The 22948-nt window shown below is 68.1% G+C and carries 16 protein-coding genes; 9 read left to right on the top strand and 7 right to left on the bottom strand.

The annotated features are described in order from the left end of the window. Nucleotides 1–161: 161 nt before the first annotated feature. Both flgK and AC2YG9_RS04410 read left to right on the top strand, forming a co-directional pair. Nucleotides 162–2279, top strand: coding sequence for a flagellar hook-associated protein FlgK (gene flgK, locus AC2YG9_RS04405; RefSeq protein WP_487296704.1), 2118 nt, complete (start codon nt 162–164; stop codon nt 2277–2279). 2 nt (nt 2280–2281) lie between these two features. Further along, nucleotides 2282–3208, top strand: coding sequence for a flagellin (locus AC2YG9_RS04410; protein WP_487296705.1), 927 nt, complete (start codon nt 2282–2284; stop codon nt 3206–3208). Between the two features lie 3 nt (nt 3209–3211). Here the strand turns inward: AC2YG9_RS04410 and AC2YG9_RS04415 are convergent, their stop codons facing one another. After that, nucleotides 3212–8548 carry a Calx-beta domain-containing protein gene (locus AC2YG9_RS04415; protein ID WP_487296706.1) on the bottom strand — a complete coding sequence of 1779 codons (5337 nt, stop codon included), beginning with the start codon at nt 8546–8548 and terminating at the stop codon, nt 3212–3214. Nucleotides 8549–8834: 286 nt separating this feature from the next. Between AC2YG9_RS04415 and AC2YG9_RS04420 the strand changes: the two genes are divergently transcribed. From AC2YG9_RS04420 to AC2YG9_RS04430, 3 genes are read left to right on the top strand one after another with little or no spacing between them, the layout of a single operon-like run. Continuing rightward, the gene (locus AC2YG9_RS04420) at nt 8835–9248 is read left to right on the top strand and encodes a VOC family protein (RefSeq protein ID WP_487296707.1); all 414 of its coding nucleotides are present in this window, start codon (nt 8835–8837) and stop codon (nt 9246–9248) included. A 22-nt stretch (nt 9249–9270) separates the two neighbouring features. Next, the gene (locus AC2YG9_RS04425) at nt 9271–9669 is read left to right on the top strand and encodes a DUF4345 family protein (protein ID WP_487296708.1); all 399 of its coding nucleotides are present in this window, start codon (nt 9271–9273) and stop codon (nt 9667–9669) included. Between the two features lie 5 nt (nt 9670–9674). Beyond that, a complete protein-coding gene (locus AC2YG9_RS04430; RefSeq protein ID WP_487296709.1) occupies nt 9675–10493 on the top strand; it encodes an alpha/beta hydrolase in 819 nt (272 codons plus the stop codon). 57 nt (nt 10494–10550) lie between these two features. On the opposite strand, the gene AC2YG9_RS04435 is transcribed toward AC2YG9_RS04430, so the two are convergent. Continuing rightward, complete coding sequence (locus tag AC2YG9_RS04435; protein ID WP_487296710.1) at nt 10551–13109, bottom strand: TonB-dependent receptor; 2559 nt, start codon at nt 13107–13109, stop codon at nt 10551–10553. 412 nt (nt 13110–13521) lie between these two features. Between AC2YG9_RS04435 and AC2YG9_RS04440 the strand changes: the two genes are divergently transcribed. Further along, entirely contained in the window at nt 13522–14934 is a 1413-nt protein-coding gene (locus tag AC2YG9_RS04440; RefSeq protein WP_487296711.1) for a protein adenylyltransferase SelO, read from the top strand. Here AC2YG9_RS04440 and AC2YG9_RS04445 read toward each other — a convergent pair. The 4 genes from AC2YG9_RS04445 to AC2YG9_RS04460 form a co-directional block, all read right to left on the bottom strand. Beyond that, nucleotides 14931–16403: a sensor histidine kinase gene (locus tag AC2YG9_RS04445; protein WP_487296712.1), complete on the bottom strand. Its 1473-nt coding sequence runs from the start codon at nt 16401–16403 to the stop codon at nt 14931–14933. The genes AC2YG9_RS04440 and AC2YG9_RS04445 overlap by 4 nt on opposite strands. A 67-nt stretch (nt 16404–16470) precedes the next feature. Further along, entirely contained in the window at nt 16471–17514 is a 1044-nt protein-coding gene (locus AC2YG9_RS04450) for a quinone-dependent dihydroorotate dehydrogenase (protein WP_487296918.1), read from the bottom strand. Continuing rightward, on the bottom strand, nt 17511–17852 hold the full coding sequence (locus AC2YG9_RS04455) for a DUF952 domain-containing protein (protein ID WP_487296713.1): 342 nt from the start codon (nt 17850–17852) through the stop codon (nt 17511–17513). Before AC2YG9_RS04455 ends, AC2YG9_RS04450 begins: the two co-directional genes overlap by 4 nt. Beyond that, nucleotides 17849–18358, bottom strand: coding sequence for a SixA phosphatase family protein (locus AC2YG9_RS04460; protein WP_487296714.1), 510 nt, complete (start codon nt 18356–18358; stop codon nt 17849–17851). The genes AC2YG9_RS04455 and AC2YG9_RS04460 overlap by 4 nt, the downstream gene beginning before the upstream one ends. A 63-nt stretch (nt 18359–18421) precedes the next feature. On the opposite strand from AC2YG9_RS04460, the gene metX reads away from it, so the two are divergent. From metX to AC2YG9_RS04475, 3 genes are all read left to right on the top strand, one after another. Beyond that, the gene (gene metX, locus AC2YG9_RS04465) at nt 18422–19570 is read left to right on the top strand and encodes a homoserine O-acetyltransferase MetX (RefSeq protein ID WP_487296715.1); all 1149 of its coding nucleotides are present in this window, start codon (nt 18422–18424) and stop codon (nt 19568–19570) included. Nucleotides 19571–19814: 244 nt separating this feature from the next. After that, nucleotides 19815–20468 (top strand): methionine biosynthesis protein MetW, encoded by a 654-nt coding sequence (metW, locus tag AC2YG9_RS04470; RefSeq protein WP_487296716.1) that lies wholly within the window; start codon nt 19815–19817, stop codon nt 20466–20468. Between the two features lie 11 nt (nt 20469–20479). Continuing rightward, nucleotides 20480–21205, top strand: a complete 726-nt coding sequence (locus AC2YG9_RS04475) for an endonuclease/exonuclease/phosphatase family protein (protein ID WP_487296717.1) — start codon at nt 20480–20482, stop codon at nt 21203–21205. Here AC2YG9_RS04475 and AC2YG9_RS04480 read toward each other — a convergent pair. After that, complete coding sequence (locus AC2YG9_RS04480; RefSeq protein WP_487296718.1) at nt 21111–22736, bottom strand: phospholipase D-like domain-containing protein; 1626 nt, start codon at nt 22734–22736, stop codon at nt 21111–21113. The two genes, AC2YG9_RS04475 and AC2YG9_RS04480, sit on opposite strands and share 95 nt — an antisense overlap. Between the last annotated feature and the right edge of the window lie 212 nt (nt 22737–22948).

Genomic DNA, 22948 nt, shown 5'->3' on the forward strand with positions numbered 1-22948 from the left:
CGCCGTCCTTGCGCAACCCCTTTCGAGCATCCGCGGCGCTTCAGAAAGAAGCCCAACAAAATCAAGTGCTTGGTTCAGACCCTATACGCGCGGGCCCGGTCCCGCCCGGCAGAAACCGCCGGTTTGCGTCAGGTCTTGCCCGGCAGGAGTTGCGAAGGGCCATGTCCCTCAACAGCATCATGTCCTCGGCCACCACCGGCCTGATGGCGGCCCAGACCGGCCTGCGGGCCGTCTCGGACAACATCGCCAACGTCAACACCGCCGGCTACGTCCGCAAGCTGGTCAACCAGCAACCGCTGATCAGCGCCGGCCTGGGGGTCGGGGTCGACGTCGCCAAGGTGGTCCTGGCCAGCGACAAGTTCCTGCAGAGCGCCGCCCTCAAGGCCGCGGCCAGCGCCGGTTCGTCGGGCGTCATCGCCGACCTGCTGGACCGCACCCAGGCCGAGTTCGGCGATCCCTCGACCGGGTCCAGCTTCTTCACCCGGCTGGACAACATCTACGCCGCCTTCTCCGCTGCCGTCGACGATCCCAACTCCACGGTGCGCCGGGGCACGGCCGTCAACCAGATCACCGACTTCCTCACCGAAAGCGGTCGCATCTCGACCCAGATCAAGAGCCTGCAGGACGAGGTCGACAGCCGCATCCAGGCCAAGGTCGAACGGGTCAACCAGCTGCTGGCCGAGATCGACGGCCTCAACGCCGACATTACCCGCAGCACGGTGATCAACGGCGACGCCACCGGATCGGAGAACCTGCAGATCCAGCGCATCAACGAGCTGAGCTCGCTGATCGACATCAATGTCCAGACCCGGGCCCAGGGCGGGGTCGTGGTCCGGGCCTCGGACGGTCTGGCCCTGGCCGGACAGGGCGGGGCGGCCACGCTCAACTTCGTGCGCACCCCGGGTGCGGCGGGCGAGATCAATGTCACCATGGCCGGCGCCGCCGGGCCGACCTCCATGCGCGCGCGCCTCACGGGTGGTGAGATTGCCGGCCTGCTGCAGCTGCGCGACACCGACCTGCCCAACATCAGCGCCGAGTTGGGCGAGTTCGTCTCGCGCGCGGTGGATGAACTGAACCGGGCCCACAACGCTGCCGCCAGCATGCCGCCGCCGACCACCATGACCGGCCGCAACACGGGCCTGGACCTGCCAACCGCGCTCGGCGGCTTCACCGGCGAGACCTCGCTGGCCATCGTGTCGGCGACCGGAACCCTGCAGCGCCAGATCGACATCGACTTCACCGCCGGCACCATCAGCGTCGACGGCGGGGCGGCCAGCGCCTTCACCCCGGCCAACTTCCTGACCAGCCTGAACACCGCCATGGGCGCGTTCGGCACGGCCAGCTTCAGCAACGGCGCCCTGAGCCTCAGCGCCACGGGGACCAACGGCCTGGCCTTCGCCGAGGACGCGACAACACCGTCGGCCAAGACCGGAAAGACCTTCTCCCACTTCTTCGGGCTCAACGACCTGGTCACCTCGACCGGCTTCGCCAACTACGAGACCGGCCTGCGGACCACCGACGCCCACGGCTTCACCCCCGGCGACGAAATCACCCTGCGCATCGCCGCCGCCGACGGGGCCCGCATCCGCGACGTCACCGTCGCCGTGCCGGCCGGCGGGACGATGCAGGACCTGCTGAACAGCCTGAACGACAGCACGACGGGCGTCGGCATCTATGGCCAGTTCGGCCTCGACGCCAACGGTCAGATGAGCTTCACGCCCGGCGCGGCCGGCTACGGCATGACCGTGGTCAGCGACAACACAGAACGCGGCGCCGGCGGCCCCTCGATCACCGAACTGTTCGGCGTCGGGGAGACCCAGCGCGGCGGCCGGGCCGAGCGCTATTCCCTGCGCAAGGACATCGCCGCCAACTCCTCCAAGCTGGCCCTGGCCACCCTGGACCTGAACCAAGCGGCGAGCGGCTATCCGGTGCTGTCGGCCGGCGATGGCCGCGGCGCCCTGCTGCTGGCCCAGTCGGGCGGGGTCAACAGCCGCTTCGATGCGGTCGGCACCCTCAGCGGCGTCTCTATGAGCGTCACCCGCTATGGCGCCGAACTGGCCGGCTCAATCGGCCGCCGGGCCGATGCGGCCGCCTCGCGGCAGGAAAGCGCCCAGGCGGTCTCGGAAGAAGCTTCCGCCCGCCGGGCCTCGGTCGAAGGGGTCAACCTCGATGAGGAGCTGATCAACATGACCACCTACCAGCAGGCCTTCAACGCCTCGGCCCGGATCGTCCAGGCCAGCAAAGACCTCTACGACACCCTCCTCGCCATGGTGAACTGATCATGAGCCGCGTCTCCACCAGCCACAGCTACTCCGTCGTCCTGCGCGACCTGATGCGGGCGACCAACAGCCAGGAAACGGCCCAGGGTCAGGTGTCCAGCGGCCGGGCCGGCGACAGCCTGCGCGCCTTCGCCCCGAAGGTCGAACAGCTGATCGCCGCCAACTCGGTCAAGGCCCGGGTCGAAGGCTATCTCGAACAGGGCAAGCTGATCACATCGCGCCTGGAGGCCCAGGACCTGGCCCTGCGCGAGACCGCCGACTCCGCCGACGCCGCCCGCACGACGCTGGCCGAGGCGCTGGCGTCCGATCGCGGCGACGCCATCATGGGCGAGTTGCAGGGCCATTTCCTGACCGCCGCCGAGTCCTTGAATACCCAGCAGGGCGGCCGTTACCTGTTCGCCGGCGCCCAGGTGAACACCCGGCCGGTGAACGCCAGCCGCTTGAGCGATCTGACCGCCGCCGCCGCCGTCGACGACCTGTTCCTCAATGATCAGCTGAAACCGGTCAGCCGGCTGGACGACAACATCACCATCCAGAGCGGCTTCCTGGCCAGCGACGAGGGGACCGACCTGTTCGAGGCCTTCAAGGAGGTCCAGGCCTATGTCGAGGCCAACGGCGCCTTCACCTCGCCCCTGACCACGGCCCAGAAGACCTTTATCGAGGGCATGCTTCCCAAGTTCGACGCCGCCAACAAGGCGCTGACCGACAGCGCCGCGCTGAACGGCGCCAACCAGGTACGGGTCGAGAACAGCCTGGCGCAGCACGACGACCGCGCCACCCTGCTGAAGGGCGAGATCAGCGACATCGCCGAGGTCGACATGGCCGAGGCCATCAGCCGCCTGGAGCAGGCCCAGACGGCCCTGCAGGCCTCGGCCCAGGTGTTCGCCACCCTGAGGGGCAGCTCACTCCTGGAGCTTCTGAGGACCTGATCCCTACGGGGCGGCGCCGAACAGGTACCAGCCGCCGTTCACATCGTTATCATCGTTGGCGATGTTGATGTTGGCCGTCTGGTCGCCGTTGATGCGCAGCTGGTAGTCGACGCGGTTGTCGCCATTGATGTCCAGCTGGAACAGCGTGCTGTTGGTGCCTGCCGAGTAGACCAGCTTGGCCTGGCCCGCCGTGCCGTTGAACACCGACTGGAAGTGCAGCTCGCTGGTGGCCAGGCCGATGACCTCGCCCGCCTCCAGATCGAGGATGCTGTCGGTCTCGATGGCCACGCCGGACGCGCCGATCGTGAACTGACCGCCCGCCACGAAGTAGTCACGGCCCGAGCCCCCGGTCAGCTTGTCGTTGCCCGAACCACCAAACAGCAGGTCGTCGCCGTCGCCGCCCAGCAGGGTGTCGAGGCCGGCGCCGCCGTAGAGGTCGTCGGCCCCGCCATTGCCGACCAGGCGGTCGTTGCCGTCGCTGCCGTCGAGGCTGTTGCTATCGTCGGTGCCGGTCAGGGTGTTGTTGAGCGCGTTGCCCGTGCCGTCCTGGTTGCCGACGCCCGCGAGGATCAGGTTCTCGAGGTTGTCGCCCAGCACATAGCCGTCCAGCGTGGTGCGGACGGTATCGATGCCTTCGTCGGCCAGTTCAGTGACGCTGTCGGTAAAGCTGTCGACATAATAGGTGTCGACGCCGAGGCCGCCGGCCATGGTGTCGTCGCCGGCTCCGCCATCCATGATGTCGTTGCCGTCACCGCCGTTCAGCGTGTCGGCGCCAAGGCCGCCCTGCAGGAAGTCATTGCCGCCCAGGCCGTTAAAGGTGTCGGCGCCGGCGTTGCCGTAGATCTTGTTGGCGCTGCTGGAGCCGGTGACGGTGGCGCCGGAAACATAGTCGACCTGAATGGTCTCGACTTCGGCATCGGCGCTCAGGGCGAAGCTGGCGGCGCTGAGGAAGAGCTTGTCCGCGATCCCCTCTCCCGTCAGTTCGGTGACCGTGTCGCCGGCGTTGTCGACGTAGTAGATGTCATTGCCCGCGCCGCCGGCCATGTCGTCGGCATTGGCGCCGCCGTCCAGCGTGTCGGCCCCGGCGCCGCCGACCAGGTCATCCGCGCCGGCCCCGCCATAGAGCTTGTCGTTGTCGTCGCCACCTTCCAGCGTGTCGTCTCCGAGCATGCCGTTGAGGACGTCGTTGCCGGCCCCGCCGATCAGGTAGTTGACGAAATTGTTGCCGTTGATGGTGTTGGCCTGGGCGTTGCCCGTGCCGTCCTGGGCCATGGCGGCGACCAGGTTGAGGTTCTCGATCCAGGCGCTGAGCGTGTAGCTGGCCGCCGTTGAGCGGACCGTGTCGAACCCGCCGGTGGAGGTCTCGACGATGATGTCGCCGGCGCTGTCCGCCCAGTAGGTGTCCGTGCCGTTGCCGCCCTCCATCGTGTCGTCGCCGGCGCCGCCGTCGAGAATATCATTGCCCTCGCCGCCCAGCAGATTGTCGACGCCGCCGCCGCCGGAGATGTTGTCGGCGCCGGCCAGACCGCTGAGAGTGTTGGCCCCGTCGTTGCCGATCAGCCTGTTGTTGACGGTGTTACCCGTGCCGTCGATGTCGCCGGAGCCGTCGAGAGTCAGGTTCTCGAAGTTGGTCAGCAGGGTGTGTGTGATCGAGCTGATCACCGTGTCCGTGCCCTGGCCGGCCAGCTCGGTCACCACATCGCCGATGTCATCGACATAGTAGGTGTCGTTGTTGGCGCCGCCGGCCATGGTGTCGGCGCCGAGGCCGCCGTTGAGGATGTTCAGCGTCGCGCTGCCGGTCAGGAAGTCGTTGTAGATCGAACCGATGACGTTCTCGATCGAGATCAGGGTGTCGCCGGCCGCCCAGCCGCCCGAGGGGCTGTTGGTGCTGAGCGTCAGGTTGACGGTCACCGCGGCGTTGGAGCCGGTGTAGTCGACGGTGTCGAAGCCGCCGCCGCCGTTCAGGACGTCGCTGCCGAGGCTGCCCTCGATGGTGTCGTCGCCGCCCAAGGCCAGAACGGTGTCGTCACCGGTCAGGCTGCCGCGCGTCGCCCCGAAAACCGCCAGGTAGCTGGCGGCGGTGAAGACGTCATTGCCTTCCGTGGCGATGGCCGCCGAGCGCACGAACAGCAGCGAGGCCAGGCCCGGGTCGTGGTCCGACAGCTGGGTGGCGAATTCGCTGTTGATGTGGATGATGTCGTACTGGGCGCCGACCAGCAGGTCGAGGCTGGCGATGACGTTGTCCAGGGCCTGGGCGTTGCCGTCGAAGCTGTAGCTGTAGCGCTCTTCCGGCGGCAGCAGTTCGATGAGCGCCTTCAGCACCTGCTCGCCGGTGACGAAGGTGCTGGGGGTGCTGGCCGTACCGGCCGCCAGCCGCTCGATCTCGCCGGTGATCAGCTCGATGACCGGGAAAATCTGGAAGTCGTTGAAGTCTCCCAGCGCGATGATCTTGTCGTTCAGCGGATTGCCGTCGGCCAGGATGCCGTCGATGAAGACCTTGACCGCCATGGCCTGGGCTTCGCGCTTGACCGCGTCGGAGTTCAGCGGCTCGCCGTAGTACTCGTTGTCGAGGTTGGAGCCGACCAGCACCGCCGACCCGCCCTTGGACGAGAAGTGGTTGTTGATCACCCAGAAGCTGCCGCCTTGCGTCTCGGTGTAGCCGGCCGGCAGGAACTCGATCGGCACCGAGGCGCGGGTGTTGTCGAATTCGCCGTCGGTGATGCGGGGATCGCCGATGCGGTCCTCGGTCGGCAGCTTCATGATCATCGGGTTGGAGGTGGCGACCAGGCCGTTACCGGCCGAGGGCGTCACCGCATCGGCGCGGTACAGGAAGGCCACCTGGATGTTGCCGCCGCCGACGCCGCCTTCCTGGTCGTCGTAGGGATCGGACAGGATGCCGTGATACTGGACGCCGGTCCTCGTGAAGATGGTGTCGATCAGCTGGGTCAGGGTCAGGGTCGCGTCCGACCCTCCCGTGGAGCTGGTGCCGTTGAAGTCCTGCAGCTCCTGAAGGCCGATGATGTCGGGGAGCTTGAGGTTGAACTGGATGGCGTCCGACAGGTTGTTCAGGGTGGTCTGAGTGGTCACCCCGTCGCCGCCATTGAAGGTCAGCGGGGCCAGGTTGCGGACGTTGAAGGTGGCGATGGTCAGACGGTCGAGGTTGGCCTCGATGGTCGTGGTTTCCTTGACCAGGGTCGAGGCGTCGAAGGTCACCGCCTGGGTGACGTTGACGTCGTAGAAGCCCTGGCCGTAGCTGACGATGCCGGTGACGTCGTCGCCGACCACGGTCTGGCCGACGCTGGTGATGGCGCCGATGGAGCCGCCCAGCGCCTCGTCATCAAGCTGGATACGCTCGGGGTTGAAGTCGAAGATCTTGTCGGCCGGCAGGGTGCCGTTGGGGCTCTCGTCGCTGATCGTCAGACCACCACGGCTGTTGGCGCTGGCGTTGTCGCCGACGTCCATGGTCCCGACCACCTCGCCGAACTGGGACTTGAACGGCGTGGTGGTGCGGAAGTCCTGCAGGGTGACCCGCATGCCTTCCAGGCTTTCCCAGAAGTCGATGCCGTCGACGGTCGGGTCGAAGGCATTGGTCGTCGAGCCCAGCTGGACGGTCGGAGGGGTGTAGTCGGCGCCGTTGGCGGTGTCGCCGATGATAATGGCGGTCGGCAGGGCCTGGCCGGTGGCCAGGACGACGGTGCTGGTGACCGTGACCAGTTCGGTCAGGGCCAGATTAGCGGCGCCGCCGGGCAGGAATTCGCTGACCGTGGCCGAGACGCGGATCAGGTTGCCGACGACGATCTCGGGTCCGACCGGCGTGCTGGTAAAGACGTAGATGCCGTCCGAGGTGTTGCGGTTTCCGTCGCCGTTGGGGTCCTGGATCCAGTAGCCGTTGCCGTCCTTGTCGATGGCGGTGACGACGCCGATGGTGGTGACCTGCTGGCCGTTGTAGCTCGAGGTGTGGCCGGCGCCCTGGATCTCGTAGATCTTCAGGGTGTCGTCGTTGAGGATCGTGCCGACCGCCGCGCCGTCGGCGATGGTGGTCGCCCCGACGGTGTTGTTGATGTTGCTGATCTCAACGTTGACCGTCTCGTCCCCTTCGATGGTCAGGTCGCCGTTGACGGTGACGGTGACCGTCTGGGTCAGCGGGCCGCCGTTGGTGAAGGTGACCGTGCCGCCGCTGACGGCCTGATAGTCATCGCCGTCCGTGGCCGAGCCGCCGACAACCGTATTGAAGTCGAGGGTGAACTCGGTGTTCTCGTCGGTGCGGGTGACCGTGAAGGTCATCGTCGTCGTGCCGGCGTCGCCTTCCAGGACGCTGACGTCGCCGATCGAGACGGTCGGCGGGAAGTCGTCGTTGGTGATCGTGCCGATACCCTGGGCGTCGGTGACCGTGGCCACGCCGACGGTGTTCACGACGTTAGACAGGTTGACGAAGAACTGCTCGGTGTTCTCGATGTCGAGATCGCCGTTGATGGTGATGCTGACCGTCTGGGTCAGGGCGCCGCCCTGGGTGAACGTCAGGGTGTCGGTGGCGACGCCGAAGTCGGAGGGGGACGTCGCTGTGTCCGGGGCCGTCGCCCAATCAATGGTGAAGGCGCCCTCATTGCTGGTGCGGGTGACCGTGAAGGTCAGCAGGCTGGTCCCGTTGTCGCCTTCGGTAATGCTGACATCATTGATGCTGACAGAGGAAGCGCCGGTGTCGGCGACGTTGACCGAAACATTGTCGATGCCGACTTCGTCACGGCCGCCGCTGCCGCTCGAAGCGGTGTGGGCCCAGCGCAGGTAGAGGAAACCGCCGTTGGCGACCGAACCGCCGGTCAGGGCGACGGCGCTGTTGGTGACGCTGGTGAAGGAGGTGCTGTCGGCCGTGGTGGGGGTCACCAGCTGCAGGGCTGAGATGGTGGTGAAGTTCGTCCCGTCGGTCGACCAGGAGAAGTTCAGAGTGTCGGAACGGGAATCGTTGTTCCGGTAGATCCAGTTGAAGTCGACGGTAATGTCAGTCCAGGAAGCCCCGGAGGTGTTGGCGAGGCGCAGGGTGACGTAGGAGTTCGCGCCCTCGGTCCAGTCCGTTCCCGACGGCTGGAAAGCCAGTCCTCGACCGGCGCCGACCGGTGCGGCCCAGGTCCCGCCCGTTGTGGTGTTGGTGGCCGCCGGCAAGACGCCACGGCCGTAGTCGCTCGTGCCGATCGTGCCCCCGAAGCCCGGCTGGGCGTCGCTCATGCCGGTGATCAGCCAGACGTTGGAGTTCAGCGTGCCCGTCGACTGGGTGGTCTGGGTGGCCGCCGGGGCCAGGCCCGTGCCGGCGTAACCGTCGAAGGTCTCGGTGAAGATCAGGGTCATTGGGACGCTCCACGGCACGCCGCCGGCTTCGAGCCGATGCGGTTCTGGGTATGGAAGAAGGGCAGGTCAGGGCCGGCGCAGGCGGGCGGCGCGATCGCAATCGTCATGTAACGGTACGCCCCCACGCAAATGCCAGAACTTAACAACCCCTTAAGGACGGCACATGACAGCGAGACGACGAAAGAGTCGAATCGATTCAGCAGCCTGCGACGACTCATCCACCGATGTTTTGGCAAGCGCCGCCGAAACAGGCTTAATCTTCGCGTTCCACGCGAAGGAGCGCCAAATGATCGACCACCTGGGCATCACCGTCACCGATTTTGCCGCGGCCAGGGCCTTCTATGACGCCGTCCTGGCGCCTTTGGGCATCGCGGTGGTGATGCAGGTTGGACCCGAGCAGACCGGCGGCTCCAGCCACTGCGGCTATGGCAATACCTCGGACCGGCGCGACATCCAGGCCGGCAAGCCGAGCTTCTGGATCGGCAATGGCGGCGGCCCCACCGGCCCGGCCCATATCTGTTTCCTGGCCCAGGACCGGGCGGCGGTCGACGCCTTCCACGCCGCCGGCCTGGCCGCCGGCGGGACCGACAACGGCGCGCCGGGTCTGCGTCCGCAGTACCACCCCGGCTACTACGGCGCCTTCATCCTCGATACCGAGGGCCGCAACGTCGAAGCGGTTCACCACACTTGGCCCGGCTAGGACCGCGCGCTAAGTCCGGGGCATGACCGTTTTCGGCACGCTCAACCTCGCCATCATGATTTCCGTCCTCGCCTGCTGCATCGGCGGGGTGATGGGCGGCCAGCGCATCGCCCGGCCCAAGGCGGTGAAAGCGCGCGGCCGGGCCGAGGAACGGGCCTTCGGCGGCATGTTGATCCTGGCCCACGCCGGGGCGGCGATGGGCCTGGGCTATGCGCCCAGCCTCGGCCGGATGATGGCGGCGGCGGTGGCGCTTGGCTGGCTGGGTGCGGCGGTCGGCCGGATCGCCTCGCTGGTCATGGACAAGCAGAAGGACCCGATGCTGCGCCAGGCCCTGATCCTCGAACTGCTGATGGCCCTGGCGCTGGCCCTGCCCTGGCTGGGCCTCGGCGCCGCCAGCTTTGGCGGCGCGGTCGAGGTCTGAACTCCATGCTTGTCGGCCTGATCCGGGGCCTGCTCGATCCCTTCCTGGCGAAGCCCGATCCGGGCCTGCTGCCCGGGCTGCCGCCGCTGGACATGCTCGTGCCTGGTCCGGGGCAGATGACACCCAGCCGCTACTATCCCGCCGACGACGACCGGCTGCTGATCTACTTTCACGGCGGCGGCCTGGTCAGCAGCTCGCTGGACACCCACGACGGGGTTTGCCGGAGGCTGAGGGCGGGCTGGGGGCTGAATGTCCTGGCGATCGACTATCGGCGCGCGCCGGAGGCCCGCTGGCCCGCCGCGCACGACGACGCCGAGGCGGCGGTCGCCGCCATGGGCCAGGGCCTCGACCACGCCCCGCGCTCGCGCCGGCTCTATCTCGGCGGCGACTCGGCCGGCGCCCTGCTGGCGGTCGCCGCCGCCCAGCGTCAGGCCAGAGCCGGCCGGCGGCCCGTCGACGGGCTGGCCCTGTTCTATCCCCTGCTCAGCCTGATGCCCCGCCCGGACGATCCGGCGCCCTTGAGGGCCAGCAAGGCCTGGATTCGGCGCCAGTACCTGCCCGAGGGCCATGCCGGCGATCCCGTCGACCTCGATCCGCTGCGCGCCGATCCCTGGGCCCCGCCGATGCTGATTGCCACGGGCGGCCGCGACCCGACCCGCCAAGAGGTCAAGCGACTGCGGCGGGAAGCGCCGGGGCTGAACATCACCGAGCACCACGAACCCCTGGCCGGCCACGGCTTTCTCAACCTGGCCGGCGTCTCCGCCCCGGCGCGCCAGCAGACCGACCGCACCATCGCCGCCCTGAATGCGGCCTTTCCCCCATAGAAAAAGGGCGGCCCGGGTTACCCCGGACCGCCCGATCTCATCGCAAGGTCTAGAGGACTAGAACTTGCTGCGCAGGGTCACGCCCACGACCCGCGGAGCGCCCAGGAAGGCGTCGTAGGTCGAGATGTTGTCGTCAGCGGCCTTGCTGTAGGGGTTGCTGGTGTCGACCTGGAAGGGGCCGTTGAAGGCCACCTGGATGTAGTCCTTGTCGAACAGGTTGTTGGCGAACAGTTCGACCGTCCACAGACCGTCCTGGCTGCCCAGGCCCAGGCGCGCGTTCACCAGGGTGAAGGCTTCCTGTTCCTTGGACGGATGCAGGTCCGAACCGGTGTTGTAGTCGCTGGTGTACTTCATCGAGACGTTGCCCTTGAAGACCAGCGATTCACCGATGTCCTTCTCGTAGCTGGTGGCCAGCGAGGCGGACCAGCGCGGCGCGAACGGAGCGGTCGCGCCGGGCAGGCGGAAGATGCCATTGATCTTCGACGGGTCGGTCAGGTCCAGCGAGTCGAAGTCGCCGAAGACGGTCTCGGCCCAGGTCACGCCGCCCTGGAAGCTCAGGCCTTCAACCGGCGTGAACCACAGGAAGTCGGCGTCGATGCCCATCGAGGTCAGCTCGGGGATCGACTCGACGATGAAGGCCGTGCCGACGAAGGTGTTGAGTTGGAAGTCGGTGTACTCCTGGTAGAAGGCCGTGGCGTTCAGCATCAGGCTGTTGCCGAACCACTTGGTCTTGATGCCCAGTTCCAGGCTGTCGGCCTTCTCGCCGCCGAAGCTGGTGTCCGGGTTGGGCTGGAAGTCGATCGGCTTGGTGTTGTTGACGCAGGCCAGGCCGGCGGCGGTGGTGGTGGTGCGGCCGCCGAACGGGCAGGCGATGTTGACCCGGTCGAGGTTGAAGCCGCCCGACTTGTAGCCACGGGCGTACGAACCGTAGACCATGACGTCTTCGGAGATGTCGTAGGCCAGCTTGATGGTGCCGGTCAGCTCTTCTTCCGACTGCGCCTGGGTGAAGACGCCGAGCGCGTCGAAGTCGTCGTTCTGGGCGTTGAGGCACAGGCCGCCGACGATCGAGGTGGCGCCGGCGACGCCGAGGCCCGGGTTGGCCGCCAGGGCCGAGAACGCCGCTTCACCCTGGTCGCAGGTCGCGCCCGTGGTCGTGTAGTCGGTGGTCACCGACTTGTCCGACCAGGTGTAGCGCAGGCCGACGGTCAGCTTGAGGGCGTCGTTGATCGACCAGGTGTTGTCCGTGAAGATCGCGAAGGTTTCGTCGGTCTGGGCGTAGCGGTCGTCGGCGCCTTGGCCCGGCAGGAAGGTGTTGGCGCTGGTCAGGCCGATGAGGGCCGGAACGTTGCCGAGCACGCGCTGGGCGAAGTAGGCGTAGTAGTCCGTGCCGTACTGCAGGCGCGAACGGGTATCGAGGTCTTCCTTGGCGTAGAAGGTGCCGACCAGCCAGTTGACCGGACCCATTTCGCCGTTGGCGCGGAATTCCTGGCTGAACTGGCTGAACTCGACGAAGTTGGTGCCGTCGTCCGGACGGTAGACCAGGTCGGCGGCGGTGAAGTCGCTGTCCTGGCCGGTCTCGGCCTTCCAGTTACGGCCGGCGGTGATCGAGGTCAGGGCGATGCCGTCCAGCACGTCCCAGTTCACTTCGAGCGAGTAGCCCTTGTCCTGGATGAACTGCTTGGTCGACCGGTTGCCGTAGGCCTGACGGCTGAAGACGTTCTCGTTGGTGTTGTTGTTGATGCCGCCCGGCTGGACCTGGTTGACCAGGTTGGCGCGGCTGTTGGCGGCGTTACCGACCTGCAGCTGGGTGGCCAGGCAGCACATTTCATCGCGCTTGGTGTAGTCGGCGATGAAACGGACGCTCAGGTCGTCGTTCGGGGTGGCCAGGATCTGGCCGCGGACGGTCCAGAAGTCCTGGTTGACGTCTTCGTCGCTGGTGCGCGGGCCGTCGCCGGTCTCGACGTCGAGGAAGCCGTCACGCTCGCGGCGGGCGAAGAAGATGCGGCCGGCGACGTTGTCGCCGAAGATCGGGCCGGTGACCGAGGCCGAACCGCCCTTGGTGCCGTATTCGCCGAAGGTCAGTTCGGCGTTGCCGCCGAATTCGAACTCGGGCTCGGCGGTCAGGATGTTGATGACGCCGGCCGAGGTGTTCTTGCCGAACAGGGTGCCTTGCGGGCCCTTCAGGACTTCGATGCGTTCCAGTTCGCCCAGATCGCCGAACGAGACGCCGTTACGCGGGCGGTAGACGCCGTCGATGACGATGCCGACCGAGCTTTCCAGACCGGGGTTATCGCCGACGGTGCCGACGCCGCGGATACGGGCGGTGGTGACGGTTTCGTTCGAGGTCGAGGTGACGGTCAGGCCGGGGGTCAGGATCTGCAGATCCTTGATGTCCTTGACGCCGGCGTCCTGCATCAGCTCGCCCGACAGGGCGGTGACGGTGGCGGGAACGTCCTGGAGGTTCTGTTCGCGCTTGTTGACGGTGACGACGATGGTGTCGACGGTGTTGACGTCGTCTTCGGCCGGCGGCTCGTCCTGAGCAAAGGCGGCGGTCGACAACAGGGCGGAAAGCACGAAGGCCGAAGCCGACGCGCGCAGCAGATGACGCATTTTCATGTCATGTCCTGGGCAAGGTTTTTTGCACGCGGGTGTCAGCCGCGCGGGTTTTGGGGAGGAAGATGGGACCGAGGAAGCCCTATCAACTTGACCCCTGTGCCCTAGAGTCGCTGAACATGCTCAGGCAAGATTAATCCCTTGTAACACAACGGAAAACGACCATCTCGTGTCAGCGATGTGACAGCAGAGGTGTCAAAAAACTGCGTTATTCTGACGCAGGGTTCAAAAGCGCCGCTTTGTTGGGCGCCGGGCCGCGCGCGCATGCGCCTGCCACATTAGGCGGCAGTGCGCCGTCGATGTCGCCGAACGGCGACCACGCCGTGGCCGAGCCGAGGGCCGGGCGTCTCTGGCGGCGGCGGCTGGCCGTAAGGCCGGCCTTGCGGCGGATGGCTTTCGGCCGCATCAGCAAGGGATGCCCGTCTCGCCCACCTACCGTCCCGATCCGCGCTTCATGACTCTGGGTCCGGAGTTTTCCGACCCGGTCCGGCCGGCGGACTTTCCCGAGACGACCCTCCGCTGGCGGCATGACCGGGCGGCGGCCACGGTGGGGCTCGACACTCTGACGACGGACGAATGGATCGCCCACTTCGGCCGCTTCCAGGCCCTGCCGGACAACCAGCCGGGCCCGCTGGCCATGCGCTATCACGGCCACCAGTTCCGCTCCTACAACCCCGAGCTCGGCGACGGCCGCGGCTTCCTGTTCGCCCAGCTGCGCGAGGCCGGGACTGATCGGCTGCTCGACCTGGCCACCAAGGGCTCGGGTCAGACGCCCTGGTCGCGGCGGGGCGACGGGCGGCTGACCCTGAAGGGCGGGGTGCGGGAGATCCTCGCGGCCAGCCTGCTGGAGGCGCTCGGCGTGCCGACCAGCCGGGCCTTTTCCCTGATCGAGACCGGCGAGGACCTGCAGCGCAACGATGAGCCCAGCCCGACCCGCTCTGCCGTTCTGACCCGGCTGTCGCACAGCCACATCCGCTTTGGGACTTTCCAGCGCCAGGCCTTTCACGAAAACGCCGACAACCTGCGCGTCCTCGTCGACCACGCGGTCGAAACCTACTTCCCGCACCGCGCCGACGCGCCCGACCGCGCGGTCGCCCTGCTCGAGGAGGCGGTGGCGCGCACGGCCCGGATGGTCGCCCGCTGGATGTCGGCCGGCTTCGTGCACGGGGTGCTCAACACCGACAACATGGTCGTCACCGGCGAGAGCTTCGATTACGGCCCCTGGCGTTTCCTGCCGCGCAATGATCCCAACTTCACCGCCGCCTATTTCGACGAGACCGGCCTCTACAGCTTCGGCCGCCAGCCGGAGGCGGGCTTCTGGAACCTGCAGCAGCTGGCCGGATGCCTGGTTCAGGTCACCGACAGCGATCCGCTGGTCGCGGCCCTGAACGGCTTTGCGCCGGCCTATCGCGACGCCCTGATGGCGGCGATGATCGGCCGGCTTGGCGTCAAATCCGTGGGTCCGGAGGCCGACATCGATCTGGTCAACGCGGCCTTCAAGGCGCTGGCCGAAGGCGGCGAGGCCCTGCGCTGGGAGCCCTTCTTCTTCGACTGGTTCTGCGGCGACGAAGGCCGGGCGATGGGCGGTGTGCGGGCGGGTGTCTATGGCGGCGAGGCCTTCACGGAGTTCCGTCGCCTGCTGGCCGGGTTCGAGGCCGAGCGGCCCGAGCGTCTCACCCATCCGATGTTTGCGGCGCCTGAGCCGGTCGAGATGCTGATCGACGAGGTTGAGGCGCTCTGGGCGCCGATCGCGGAGGCCGACGACTGGGCGCCGCTGTACGCCAAGCTGGACGCCATCGAGGCGGCGCGCGTCGGCTGGGGGCTCTAGCCCTCCGCCTTCGCCTTCTTCGGCTTCTCCGGTTCCGGCAGGCGCAGTTCGAACACCGTGCCGGTCGGCCCGGTCGCCGCCATGGCCAGGTCGCCGCCGTGCGCCTGGGCCAGCTCGCGGGAGATGGCCAAGCCCAGGCCCGTGCCGCCATGCCGGGCTGAACCGGCAAAGGGCTGGAACAGGTGGGCCAGGGCGCGCTCGGGCAGGCCCGGGCCGTTGTCGGCGATGCGCAGGATGCTGAAGCCCGGCTCCTTGACCAGCGAGACGGTGATCTGGCCCTGCTCGTCACGGGCCATGGTCGCCATGGCCTGGCGGGCGTTGCGCATCAGGTTCATCAGGATGCGGTGCAGTTGGTCGGGATCGGCCGTCACCGTGGCCCGGGCCGGGGCCTCGATCTTCAGGGCGACATCGTCCTTTTCCAGCGCCGCGTCCTCGGCCGCCGCTTCGAGCGCCGTCTTCAGGGGTACGGACTTGAGGTCCGGCTCCGCCTCGCCGGTGCGGCCGTAGGCGAGCACGTTTGTCGCCAGGGTCACGGCCCGGTCGAGGGCCCGTTCGAGGCGCGGCATGGCCTGGGCGACCTTGGGATCGCCGATCGCCGCCAGCCGGTCCGAGGCGATCTGGGCGCTGGTCAGCATGTTGCGCAGGTCGTGATTGATCTTGGCCACCGCCTCACCCAGCGCCGCCAGCCGGGCCCGGCTGTTGAGGGCGGCGACCAGCTCCTCCTGCATCAGGGCCAGTTCCGACTCGGCGCGACCGATCTCGTCGCGGCGGCCGCTGGGCTGGATGCGGGCGGCCGGGTCTTCGGGATTGGCGCGGAAGCGTTCGATGGAGCGGGTGATCCGCTGCATAGGCTGCACCAGGAAGGCGTTGAGCGACAGATAAACCAGGCCGCCGACGACGATGGCCGCGAAGACGGTGACGAACAGCGCCTGCCACAGGTAGCTGATCAGTTCGGCCCGCAGGCTGTCGTCGGGGACGACGATGTCGATGAACTCAGAGTCCTTGAGGTAGCGCGGCTCGGCGACGACGCGGATCATCCGGCCCTTGCCGCCAAACAGGGTCTGGAACGGGGCGCTGGCCCAACCGAGCGGGTTCTGCTGGCGCAGGTCGACCAGATAGGGCGTCGGCAGGGTGCGCGGCGCGGCCAGCACCAGGCGGCGCATGCCGTCGGTCTGGATGGCCACCGAGACGACGCCGGCCCCGTCGAGCAGCTGGCGCGACAGGTCCTGGGTGATCTGGCCGTCGGGGGCGACATCGGTGGCCAGCTTGGCCAGTTCCGCCGAGCGGACGCGGTCGAGCAGCCACTGCTCCTCGAAGCTGGCCAGGGCGGCGGGCAGGATGAACAGGGCGGCCAGGGTGACGAACAGGCTGGTGAGCACCAGCAGGCGCGCCGACAGCCCGCCGGGCCACAGCCATCGGCGAGTCGGAGGAGCGGTCTTCGTCGCGGGCGGCGGCGCGGCCTCGGCCATGGCTGTCAGGTGTAGGTCAGGCGGATGAGGGGCGCAACGCGGCGCAAGTTCGTGCGGTGGGGGAATTTCATCGCGCGCCGACGGCTTCGGCCACCGAGCGGAAGCCGTCCGCCCTCAGACGAGCCGCCAGATCGCGCTTGATGCGGACCACCAGGCCGGGGCCTTCGTAGACCATGGCTGAGTAGAGTTGCACCGCCTGGGCCCCGGCGCGGATCTTGGCATAGGCGTCGGCGCCCGAGGCGATGCCGCCGGCCCCGATCAGGATCAGGCCCTTGTCGTTGGCGGCGTGGAAGCGGCCGAGGATAAAGGTCGAGGGGCCCATCAGCGGGGCGCCGGACAGGCCGCCGGCCTCGCTGGCGGTGCGGCTCATCAGGGTGACCGGTCGGCCGATGGTGGTGTTGGAGACGATGATGCCGGCCAGGCCGTGGGCGGCGGTGGTCGCCACGATGGCCTCGATCTCGTCGTCCTCGAGATCAGGCGCGACCTTCAGGAAGACGGGGGCCTCGCCGGGGAGCGGCTTGCGGGCCTCGGCCAGGCGGCCGAGCAGGTCGTCCAGCGCTTCCTTCGTCTGCAGGGCGCGCAGGCCGGGGGTGTTGGGCGAGGAGATGTTGACCGTGAAATAGTCGGCCAGGCCCCACAGGCGGATCAGGCCTGTGACGTAATCCTGGGTGCGGTCGGCGGCGTCCTTGTTGGCCCCGATGTTGGCCCCGACCACGCCCTTGCGCGGCCGCCTGGCCAGGCGGGCGGCGAAGGCCTCCAGGCCCTCGTTGTTGAAGCCCATGCGGTTGATCACCGCCTTGTCGGGGGTCAGGCGGAACAGGCGCGGACGCGGGTTGCCGGCCTGGGGCAGCGGGGTGACCGTGCCGCATTCGGTAAAGCCGAAGCCGGCCTCCAGCATGGCGTCGGGGGCCTGGGCGTTCTTGTCGAAACCGGCGGCCAGGCCGATGGGGCTGGGCAGGGTCAGACCGGCGAGTCTGGTCTTGAGGATCGGATCGGGCCGCGAGCGGTCGACGGGGCCGAGGCCCGCTTCAAGGCCGGCGATGGTCAGGCCGTGGGCGTCCTCGGGATCGAGGACGTGGAGGGCGCGGGCGGCGAGGTCGTGGAACATCAGACGAGGGCGCCGAGCTGGATGTGGCCGTCATCCCCCAGGGGCGCGGCGCGCTCTTCGACAGCCAGCCTGGGATCGAGCGGCTCATACAGGTGCGGGAACAGGTCGCCGCCGCGCGACGGCTCCCACTTCAGGTTCGGGCCAAGGGCTTCGGCCTCGAAGCCGACGATGAGGATGTCGCTGAGGCCGGCGAAATACTTGCGGGCCGTCTCGACCGCCTGAGCGCCGGTGGAGAAGTGGATGTAGCCGTCGGCCAGATCGACGGCGGCGCCCTGGAAGGCGCCGGCCGCCTTGGCCGCGTCCCATTCGGCGCGGGAGACCAGCTTGTAGATGCGCGTCATTCGCCGCCCCCGCCGCCGAAGTCGCTGGCGTGGAACAGGCCGTCGTAGGCGGGGCGGCCGGCCTCGTCGAAGGTGAAGGCGGCGACGCTGCTGGTCGCGAACTTGGCTTCGGCGCGGGCGAGGATGGCGGCTCCGGCCCCGCCCTGGCGCAGCAGGTGCAGGGTCAGCATGTGGAGGCCGGGGTTGTGGCCGACGACCATGAGGGCGCCGACGCTGTCGGCCCGGTCCTCGACGTGCGCCAGGATCACGCCCTCGTGCGCCAGGTAGAGGTCCCGTGTCACTTCCGACCGCGCGGCGGGAAAGGAGGGCAGGAGCGCCGCCCAGGTTTCCTGGGTGCGGGCGGCGGCGCTGACCAGGGCCAGGTCGGGGATCAGGTCTCGCTCGGCCAGCACCCGGCCCATCAGGGCGGCGTCGCTGCGGCCCCGGTCGGTCAGGCGCCGGGCGATGTCGCCGCCGGGGGCGGTGCGTTCGGCCTTGCCGTGGCGCATGAGGATCAGGCGGTGCATGGGGCCTGTCTAACCCCGCCTGCCCGGTTGACAATCCCTGTCGGGCGCGGTCATCGGAGCCCCATGAGCTTTAGGGACGGATCGGCGGACATTACAGTGCAGGACAGCGGGGTTTGGGCCTTTGGGCCGAGCCAGCCGCTGGCGCTCGATTCCGGCTCGAAACTCGAGAATCTGGAGATCGCCTGGCGCAGCTTCGGCAAACTCAACGCCGACAAATCCAATGCCGTCCTGATCTGCCATGCCCTGACCCTGGACCAGCATGTCGCCGGCAAGCATCCGGTGTCGGGCAAGGAGGGATGGTGGACCCGCCTTGTCGGTCCGGGCCGGCCGCTCGATCCGGCCGACTGGTTCATCCTGTGCTCGAACGTCATCGGCGGCTGCAACGGCTCCTCCGGTCCCGGCTCCACCGATCCGGCCACCGGACAGCCCTACGGCCTGACCTTCCCGGTCATCACCATCGGCGACATGGTCCGGGCCCAGGCCATGCTGGTCGAGGCCATGGGCATCCAGAAGCTGGCCGCCGTGGTCGGCGGCTCGATGGGCGGCATGCAGGTGCTGCAGTGGGCCGCCGACTATCCCGAGCGGCTGGAAGCGGTGGTCTGCGTGGCCAGCGCAGCCCGCCATTCGGCCCAGAACATCGCCTTCCACGAGGTCGGCCGCCAGGCGGTGATGGCCGATCCCGACTGGCGCGGCGGGGCCTATGCCGCCGCCGGCGTGCGCCCGGAAAAGGGCCTGGCCGTCGCCCGCATGGCGGCCCACATCACCTATCTGTCGGAGGCGGCCCTGCAGCGGAAGTTCGGCCGCGAGCTGCAGAACGACGGCCTGTCGTTCGGCTTCGACGCCGACTTCCAGGTCGAGAGCTACCTGCGTCACCAGGGCGGCAGCTTCGTCAATCGGTTCGACGCCAACAGCTATCTCTACATCACCCGGGCCATGGACTATTTCGACCTAGCCGCGCCGCACGGCGGGGTGCTGGCCCAAGCGTTCCGGGGGGCGCGGGACGTCAAGTTCTGCGTGCTCAGCTTCACCTCCGACTGGCTGTATCCAACGGTCGAGAGCCGTCACATCGTGCGGGCGCTCAATGCGGCGGGCGCGCAGGCCAGCTTCCTGGAGATCGAGAGCGACAAGGGTCATGACGCCTTCCTGCTCGACGAGCCGGTGATGGACGGCGCCCTCAGAGGATTTCTGGATTCGGTGAGGTCTCGGTGGTGAGGGCATTCGCGCTCCAAATCCTCCTTCGGCAGGCCGAAGGCCTGACGGGGGAGGGGGACCGCCGCCGCGACTTAGCGGCGGCGGTGGAGGGGGCAGCGCCGGCGGGGCGGGTTGATCCTGAACGCTGTCATCGCCGCCCGTGCCAGAACGCGGCCAACCTCATCAGCCGGCGCCGCCCCCTCCACCACCCGCTGCGCGGGCGGTCCCCCTCCCCCGTCGCTTCGCGCCGAAGGAGGATTTTCTGATGCGTGAGGACTTCCGCGAAATCCTGCGGCTGGTGCGGCCGGGCGCGCGGGTTATCGACGTCGGCTGCGGCGAGGGCGACCTCCTGGAACTTCTGGTCCGCGAGAAGCAGGCCCAGGGACGGGGGCTGGAGCTGGAAGCCTCCGGCGTCTCGGCCTGCCTGGCGCGCGGGCTGGCCGTGGTGCAGGGCGACGCCGACCGCGACCTCGACGCCTTCCCGACCCGGGCCTTCGACTACGCCATCCTCAGCCAGACCCTGCAGGCGACGCACAATCCGAGGCATGTGCTCTCCGAGCTGTTGCGCATCGCCGACCGGGCCATCGTCAGCTTTCCCAACTTCGGCCACTGGCGGGTGCGCTGGAGCCTGCTGTCGCGGGGCCGGATGCCCGAGACCCGGGCCCTGCCCGAGCCCTGGTGGTCGACGCCCAACATCCACCTCTGCAGCCTGGCCGATTTCAACGCCCTGACCGAAGACCTGGACCTGCGCACCGAACATTGCGCGGCGCTGGCGCGCGGTCAGGCGGCGCGGCCGATCGATCCGTCAAAGGGCATCGAGAACTGGCGGGCCGAGAACGCCCTCTTCCTGCTCAGCCGTCGGCAAGCCGACCCTGAACCGGAACCAACCGACACCCCGCGCGATCTCTTCGAGGCATGAAGCTTCGCCTGATGACCTGGAATGTCCACCGCTGCGTGGGCGTCGACAAACGGCTGGACGTGGAACGCTGCGCCCGGGTGATCGCGGCCGCCAAACCGGACATCGTCGGCCTGCAGGAGCTGGACGTCGGCCGCAAGCGCACCGGCCACGTCGATCAGGCCCACCGGCTGGGCGAACTCCTCTCCATGCGCAGCCATTTCAACGCCGCCATGCATATCGAGGAAGAGCGTTACGGCGACGCCCTGCTGACCACCCTGCCCGAGCGGCTGGTGCGGGCCGGCCCCCTGCCCGGCTATCCGAAGATCAAGGCGCTGGAGCCGCGCGGGGCGGTGTGGATCGCCGTCACCCTGCCCGACGGTCAGGAACTGCAGGTCATCAACACCCATCTGGGCCTGGTGCCGCAGGAGCAGAAGAAACAGGCCACCGCCCTGGTCGCCGACTGGCTGGCCGACGAGAAATTCACCGCGCCCGGCATCCTGATGGGCGACTTCAACGCCACGCCCTTCCAGCAGCCCTACCGGATCATCGCCACCGCCATCGCCGACGCCCAGCTGCAGTGGCCGGGGGCGCCGATGTCGACCTACCCGAGCGGCTTTCCGTTCATGCGCATCGACCACGTCTTCGTCTCGCCGGGCATCAAGGTCACCAGGGTGGAGTCGCCTTTTGATCCGGAGGCGCGGAAGGCTTCGGACCACCTGCCCCTGGTGATCGAGATCGAGATTCCCCCCCGGCCCTGATCGCCTTCGTTTCCGCGTCGCTCTCGTCCGAGCCGTGCGTGCCGCGCACCGGCAACGGCATGCAGGCCATCGCCTGGCGGATTCGGTCGCGGCGGATCCAGGGCCGCCAGGCGTCCGACGCCGACAGCGGATCGCCGAGACTCCAGCTGGCCACGAAGACGCTGAAGGGATCGAGCTTCTTCTGGTCGATCGGCAGCAGCCGCCGCGGATGGCCGTCGAGGGCGTCGATGGCTCCGGCGACGGAGCCGGCGTCGCGGATCGCCTCCTGGGTCTCGACCAGGCCGCGGCCGAAATAGTGGCCGATCAGCATGGTGCGGAAGGCGGCGATGGTCCGTCGCGTCTCCGCCCCCTCGGCGCCGTCGGCCGCCTCGATGACCGCGTCGACCTCGGTGTCGAGGCCGCCTGAGCGGTTGTTGAGGTTGGCCGAGCCGATGCGAAGCAGCCGGTCGTCGAAGATCGAGACCTTGGAATGGACGATGATCGGCTCGTCATGCGCGGTGCGGGCGGTGAAGGCCCGGAACCGGTGATGCAGATCCGACTGCTCCAGCCGGTTGATGGCGCGGGAGCGGACGCTGTCCATGGTCATGCGATCGAAGAAGCTGGGGCTGGCGCTGGGGCCGATGGTGATGACCTCGGGCCCGTCCGGTTCCTCCAGCCTGCGGCAGAGGGCGGCGACGATCATCGGCGAGGCCAGGTACTGGTTTTCCAGGAAGATGGTCCGCCGGGCCGCGGCGATGCATTCGAGGTGGAGGCGGTAGCCTTCCTGGGTCTCGGGCAGGTTCTTCCAGCGCGGCTGGGTGCGCGTCAGGGAAACCTCGATGTCGATCAGGTCCTCGGCGAAGTCCTCCGGCCAGGGCGATTTCTCGGCCATCTCCGGCATCGGCAGGTCACCGCCGCCGCTGTTGGCCCAGCGCTCGACGAACAGCTCGGCGCAGCTCTGCGCCACCGGGCCTTCGGCCATCATCGCCACATCGTGCCGGGCCGGATAGCGGTCGCCCCAGGGCAGGCGGCGGTTGGGATCGTGGTCGAGGTGGTCGCAGGTGTCCCAGCGGTCGGCGCCCAGGTCACCGCCGCTGATGAAACAAAGCCGGCCATCGATGACCAGCACCTTCTGGTGGTGGCAGGCGCTCATCGGCAGGCTGTTGTCGAGGCGGAACTTGACCGCCGAGCCTTCGAAGTACTTTTTCGCCCGCTGGCCGGGGAAGCGCTGGGTCATGGCGATCAGCGGCGGCATGTCCCAGGCCAGGATGCGCACGTCGAGCGCCGGATTGAGCGCCGACAGCCGGCGCAGCAGCTGGCCGAGGCGGTCGGGGTTCTGGGGATCGCGGCTGCGCTCCACCCGGTCGGGCTCGAAGCGGGTCAGGGGATCGAACACCCAGGCCAGCAGCCAGATCGACTGTTTGGCCGACAGCATGGCCGACTTCACAGCGGTGAAGTAGTCGGCGCCGTCGACGAGGAAGGAGACGCGGTCGGCCCGATCGATGCGCCAGCAGGTGTCGCCCGGTTTCAGCAGGGAATCGGCGCGGCTCATACGGGCTCTCTGGTGGGATCGGCAGTCTAACGCGGGGGACGCACAGAAGCTGCAACGGTGGTGCGGCGGGCTTATCGAAGCTTGACCATTATAGCAGGGAGAAGCCGCCGTGTAGTCGAAATAATGGCCTATATTTCAACGGCTTAAGACCAACTCAAAGCCGCCCTGAGCAGCACATTCCGCCTCTCCAGAGGCCACATACAGCCACCCGA

The sequence above is a fragment of the Caulobacter sp. SRI_014 genome, assembly GCF_057586315.1.

What these genes read in the sequence shown, in the direction of transcription:
- AC2YG9_RS04445 (WP_487296712.1), bottom strand. Translation starts at nt 16,403, where the DNA reads ATGGCCGAGGCCGCGCCGCCGCCCGCGACGAAGACCGCTCCTCCGACT.
- AC2YG9_RS04440 (WP_487296711.1), top strand. Translation starts at nt 13,522, where the DNA reads ATGCCCGTCTCGCCCACCTACCGTCCCGATCCGCGCTTCATGACTCTG.
- AC2YG9_RS04425 (WP_487296708.1), top strand. Translation starts at nt 9,271, where the DNA reads ATGACCGTTTTCGGCACGCTCAACCTCGCCATCATGATTTCCGTCCTC.
- AC2YG9_RS04460 (WP_487296714.1), bottom strand. Translation starts at nt 18,358, where the DNA reads ATGCACCGCCTGATCCTCATGCGCCACGGCAAGGCCGAACGCACCGCC.
- AC2YG9_RS04455 (WP_487296713.1), bottom strand. Translation starts at nt 17,852, where the DNA reads ATGACGCGCATCTACAAGCTGGTCTCCCGCGCCGAATGGGACGCGGCC.
- AC2YG9_RS04430 (WP_487296709.1), top strand. Translation starts at nt 9,675, where the DNA reads ATGCTTGTCGGCCTGATCCGGGGCCTGCTCGATCCCTTCCTGGCGAAG.
- AC2YG9_RS04420 (WP_487296707.1), top strand. Translation starts at nt 8,835, where the DNA reads ATGATCGACCACCTGGGCATCACCGTCACCGATTTTGCCGCGGCCAGG.
- flgK (WP_487296704.1), top strand. Translation starts at nt 162, where the DNA reads ATGTCCCTCAACAGCATCATGTCCTCGGCCACCACCGGCCTGATGGCG.
- metW (WP_487296716.1), top strand. Translation starts at nt 19,815, where the DNA reads ATGCGTGAGGACTTCCGCGAAATCCTGCGGCTGGTGCGGCCGGGCGCG.
- AC2YG9_RS04410 (WP_487296705.1), top strand. Translation starts at nt 2,282, where the DNA reads ATGAGCCGCGTCTCCACCAGCCACAGCTACTCCGTCGTCCTGCGCGAC.
- AC2YG9_RS04480 (WP_487296718.1), bottom strand. Translation starts at nt 22,736, where the DNA reads ATGAGCCGCGCCGATTCCCTGCTGAAACCGGGCGACACCTGCTGGCGC.
- metX (WP_487296715.1), top strand. Translation starts at nt 18,422, where the DNA reads ATGAGCTTTAGGGACGGATCGGCGGACATTACAGTGCAGGACAGCGGG.
- AC2YG9_RS04415 (WP_487296706.1), bottom strand. Translation starts at nt 8,548, where the DNA reads ATGACCCTGATCTTCACCGAGACCTTCGACGGTTACGCCGGCACGGGC.
- AC2YG9_RS04435 (WP_487296710.1), bottom strand. Translation starts at nt 13,109, where the DNA reads ATGAAAATGCGTCATCTGCTGCGCGCGTCGGCTTCGGCCTTCGTGCTT.
- AC2YG9_RS04475 (WP_487296717.1), top strand. Translation starts at nt 20,480, where the DNA reads ATGACCTGGAATGTCCACCGCTGCGTGGGCGTCGACAAACGGCTGGAC.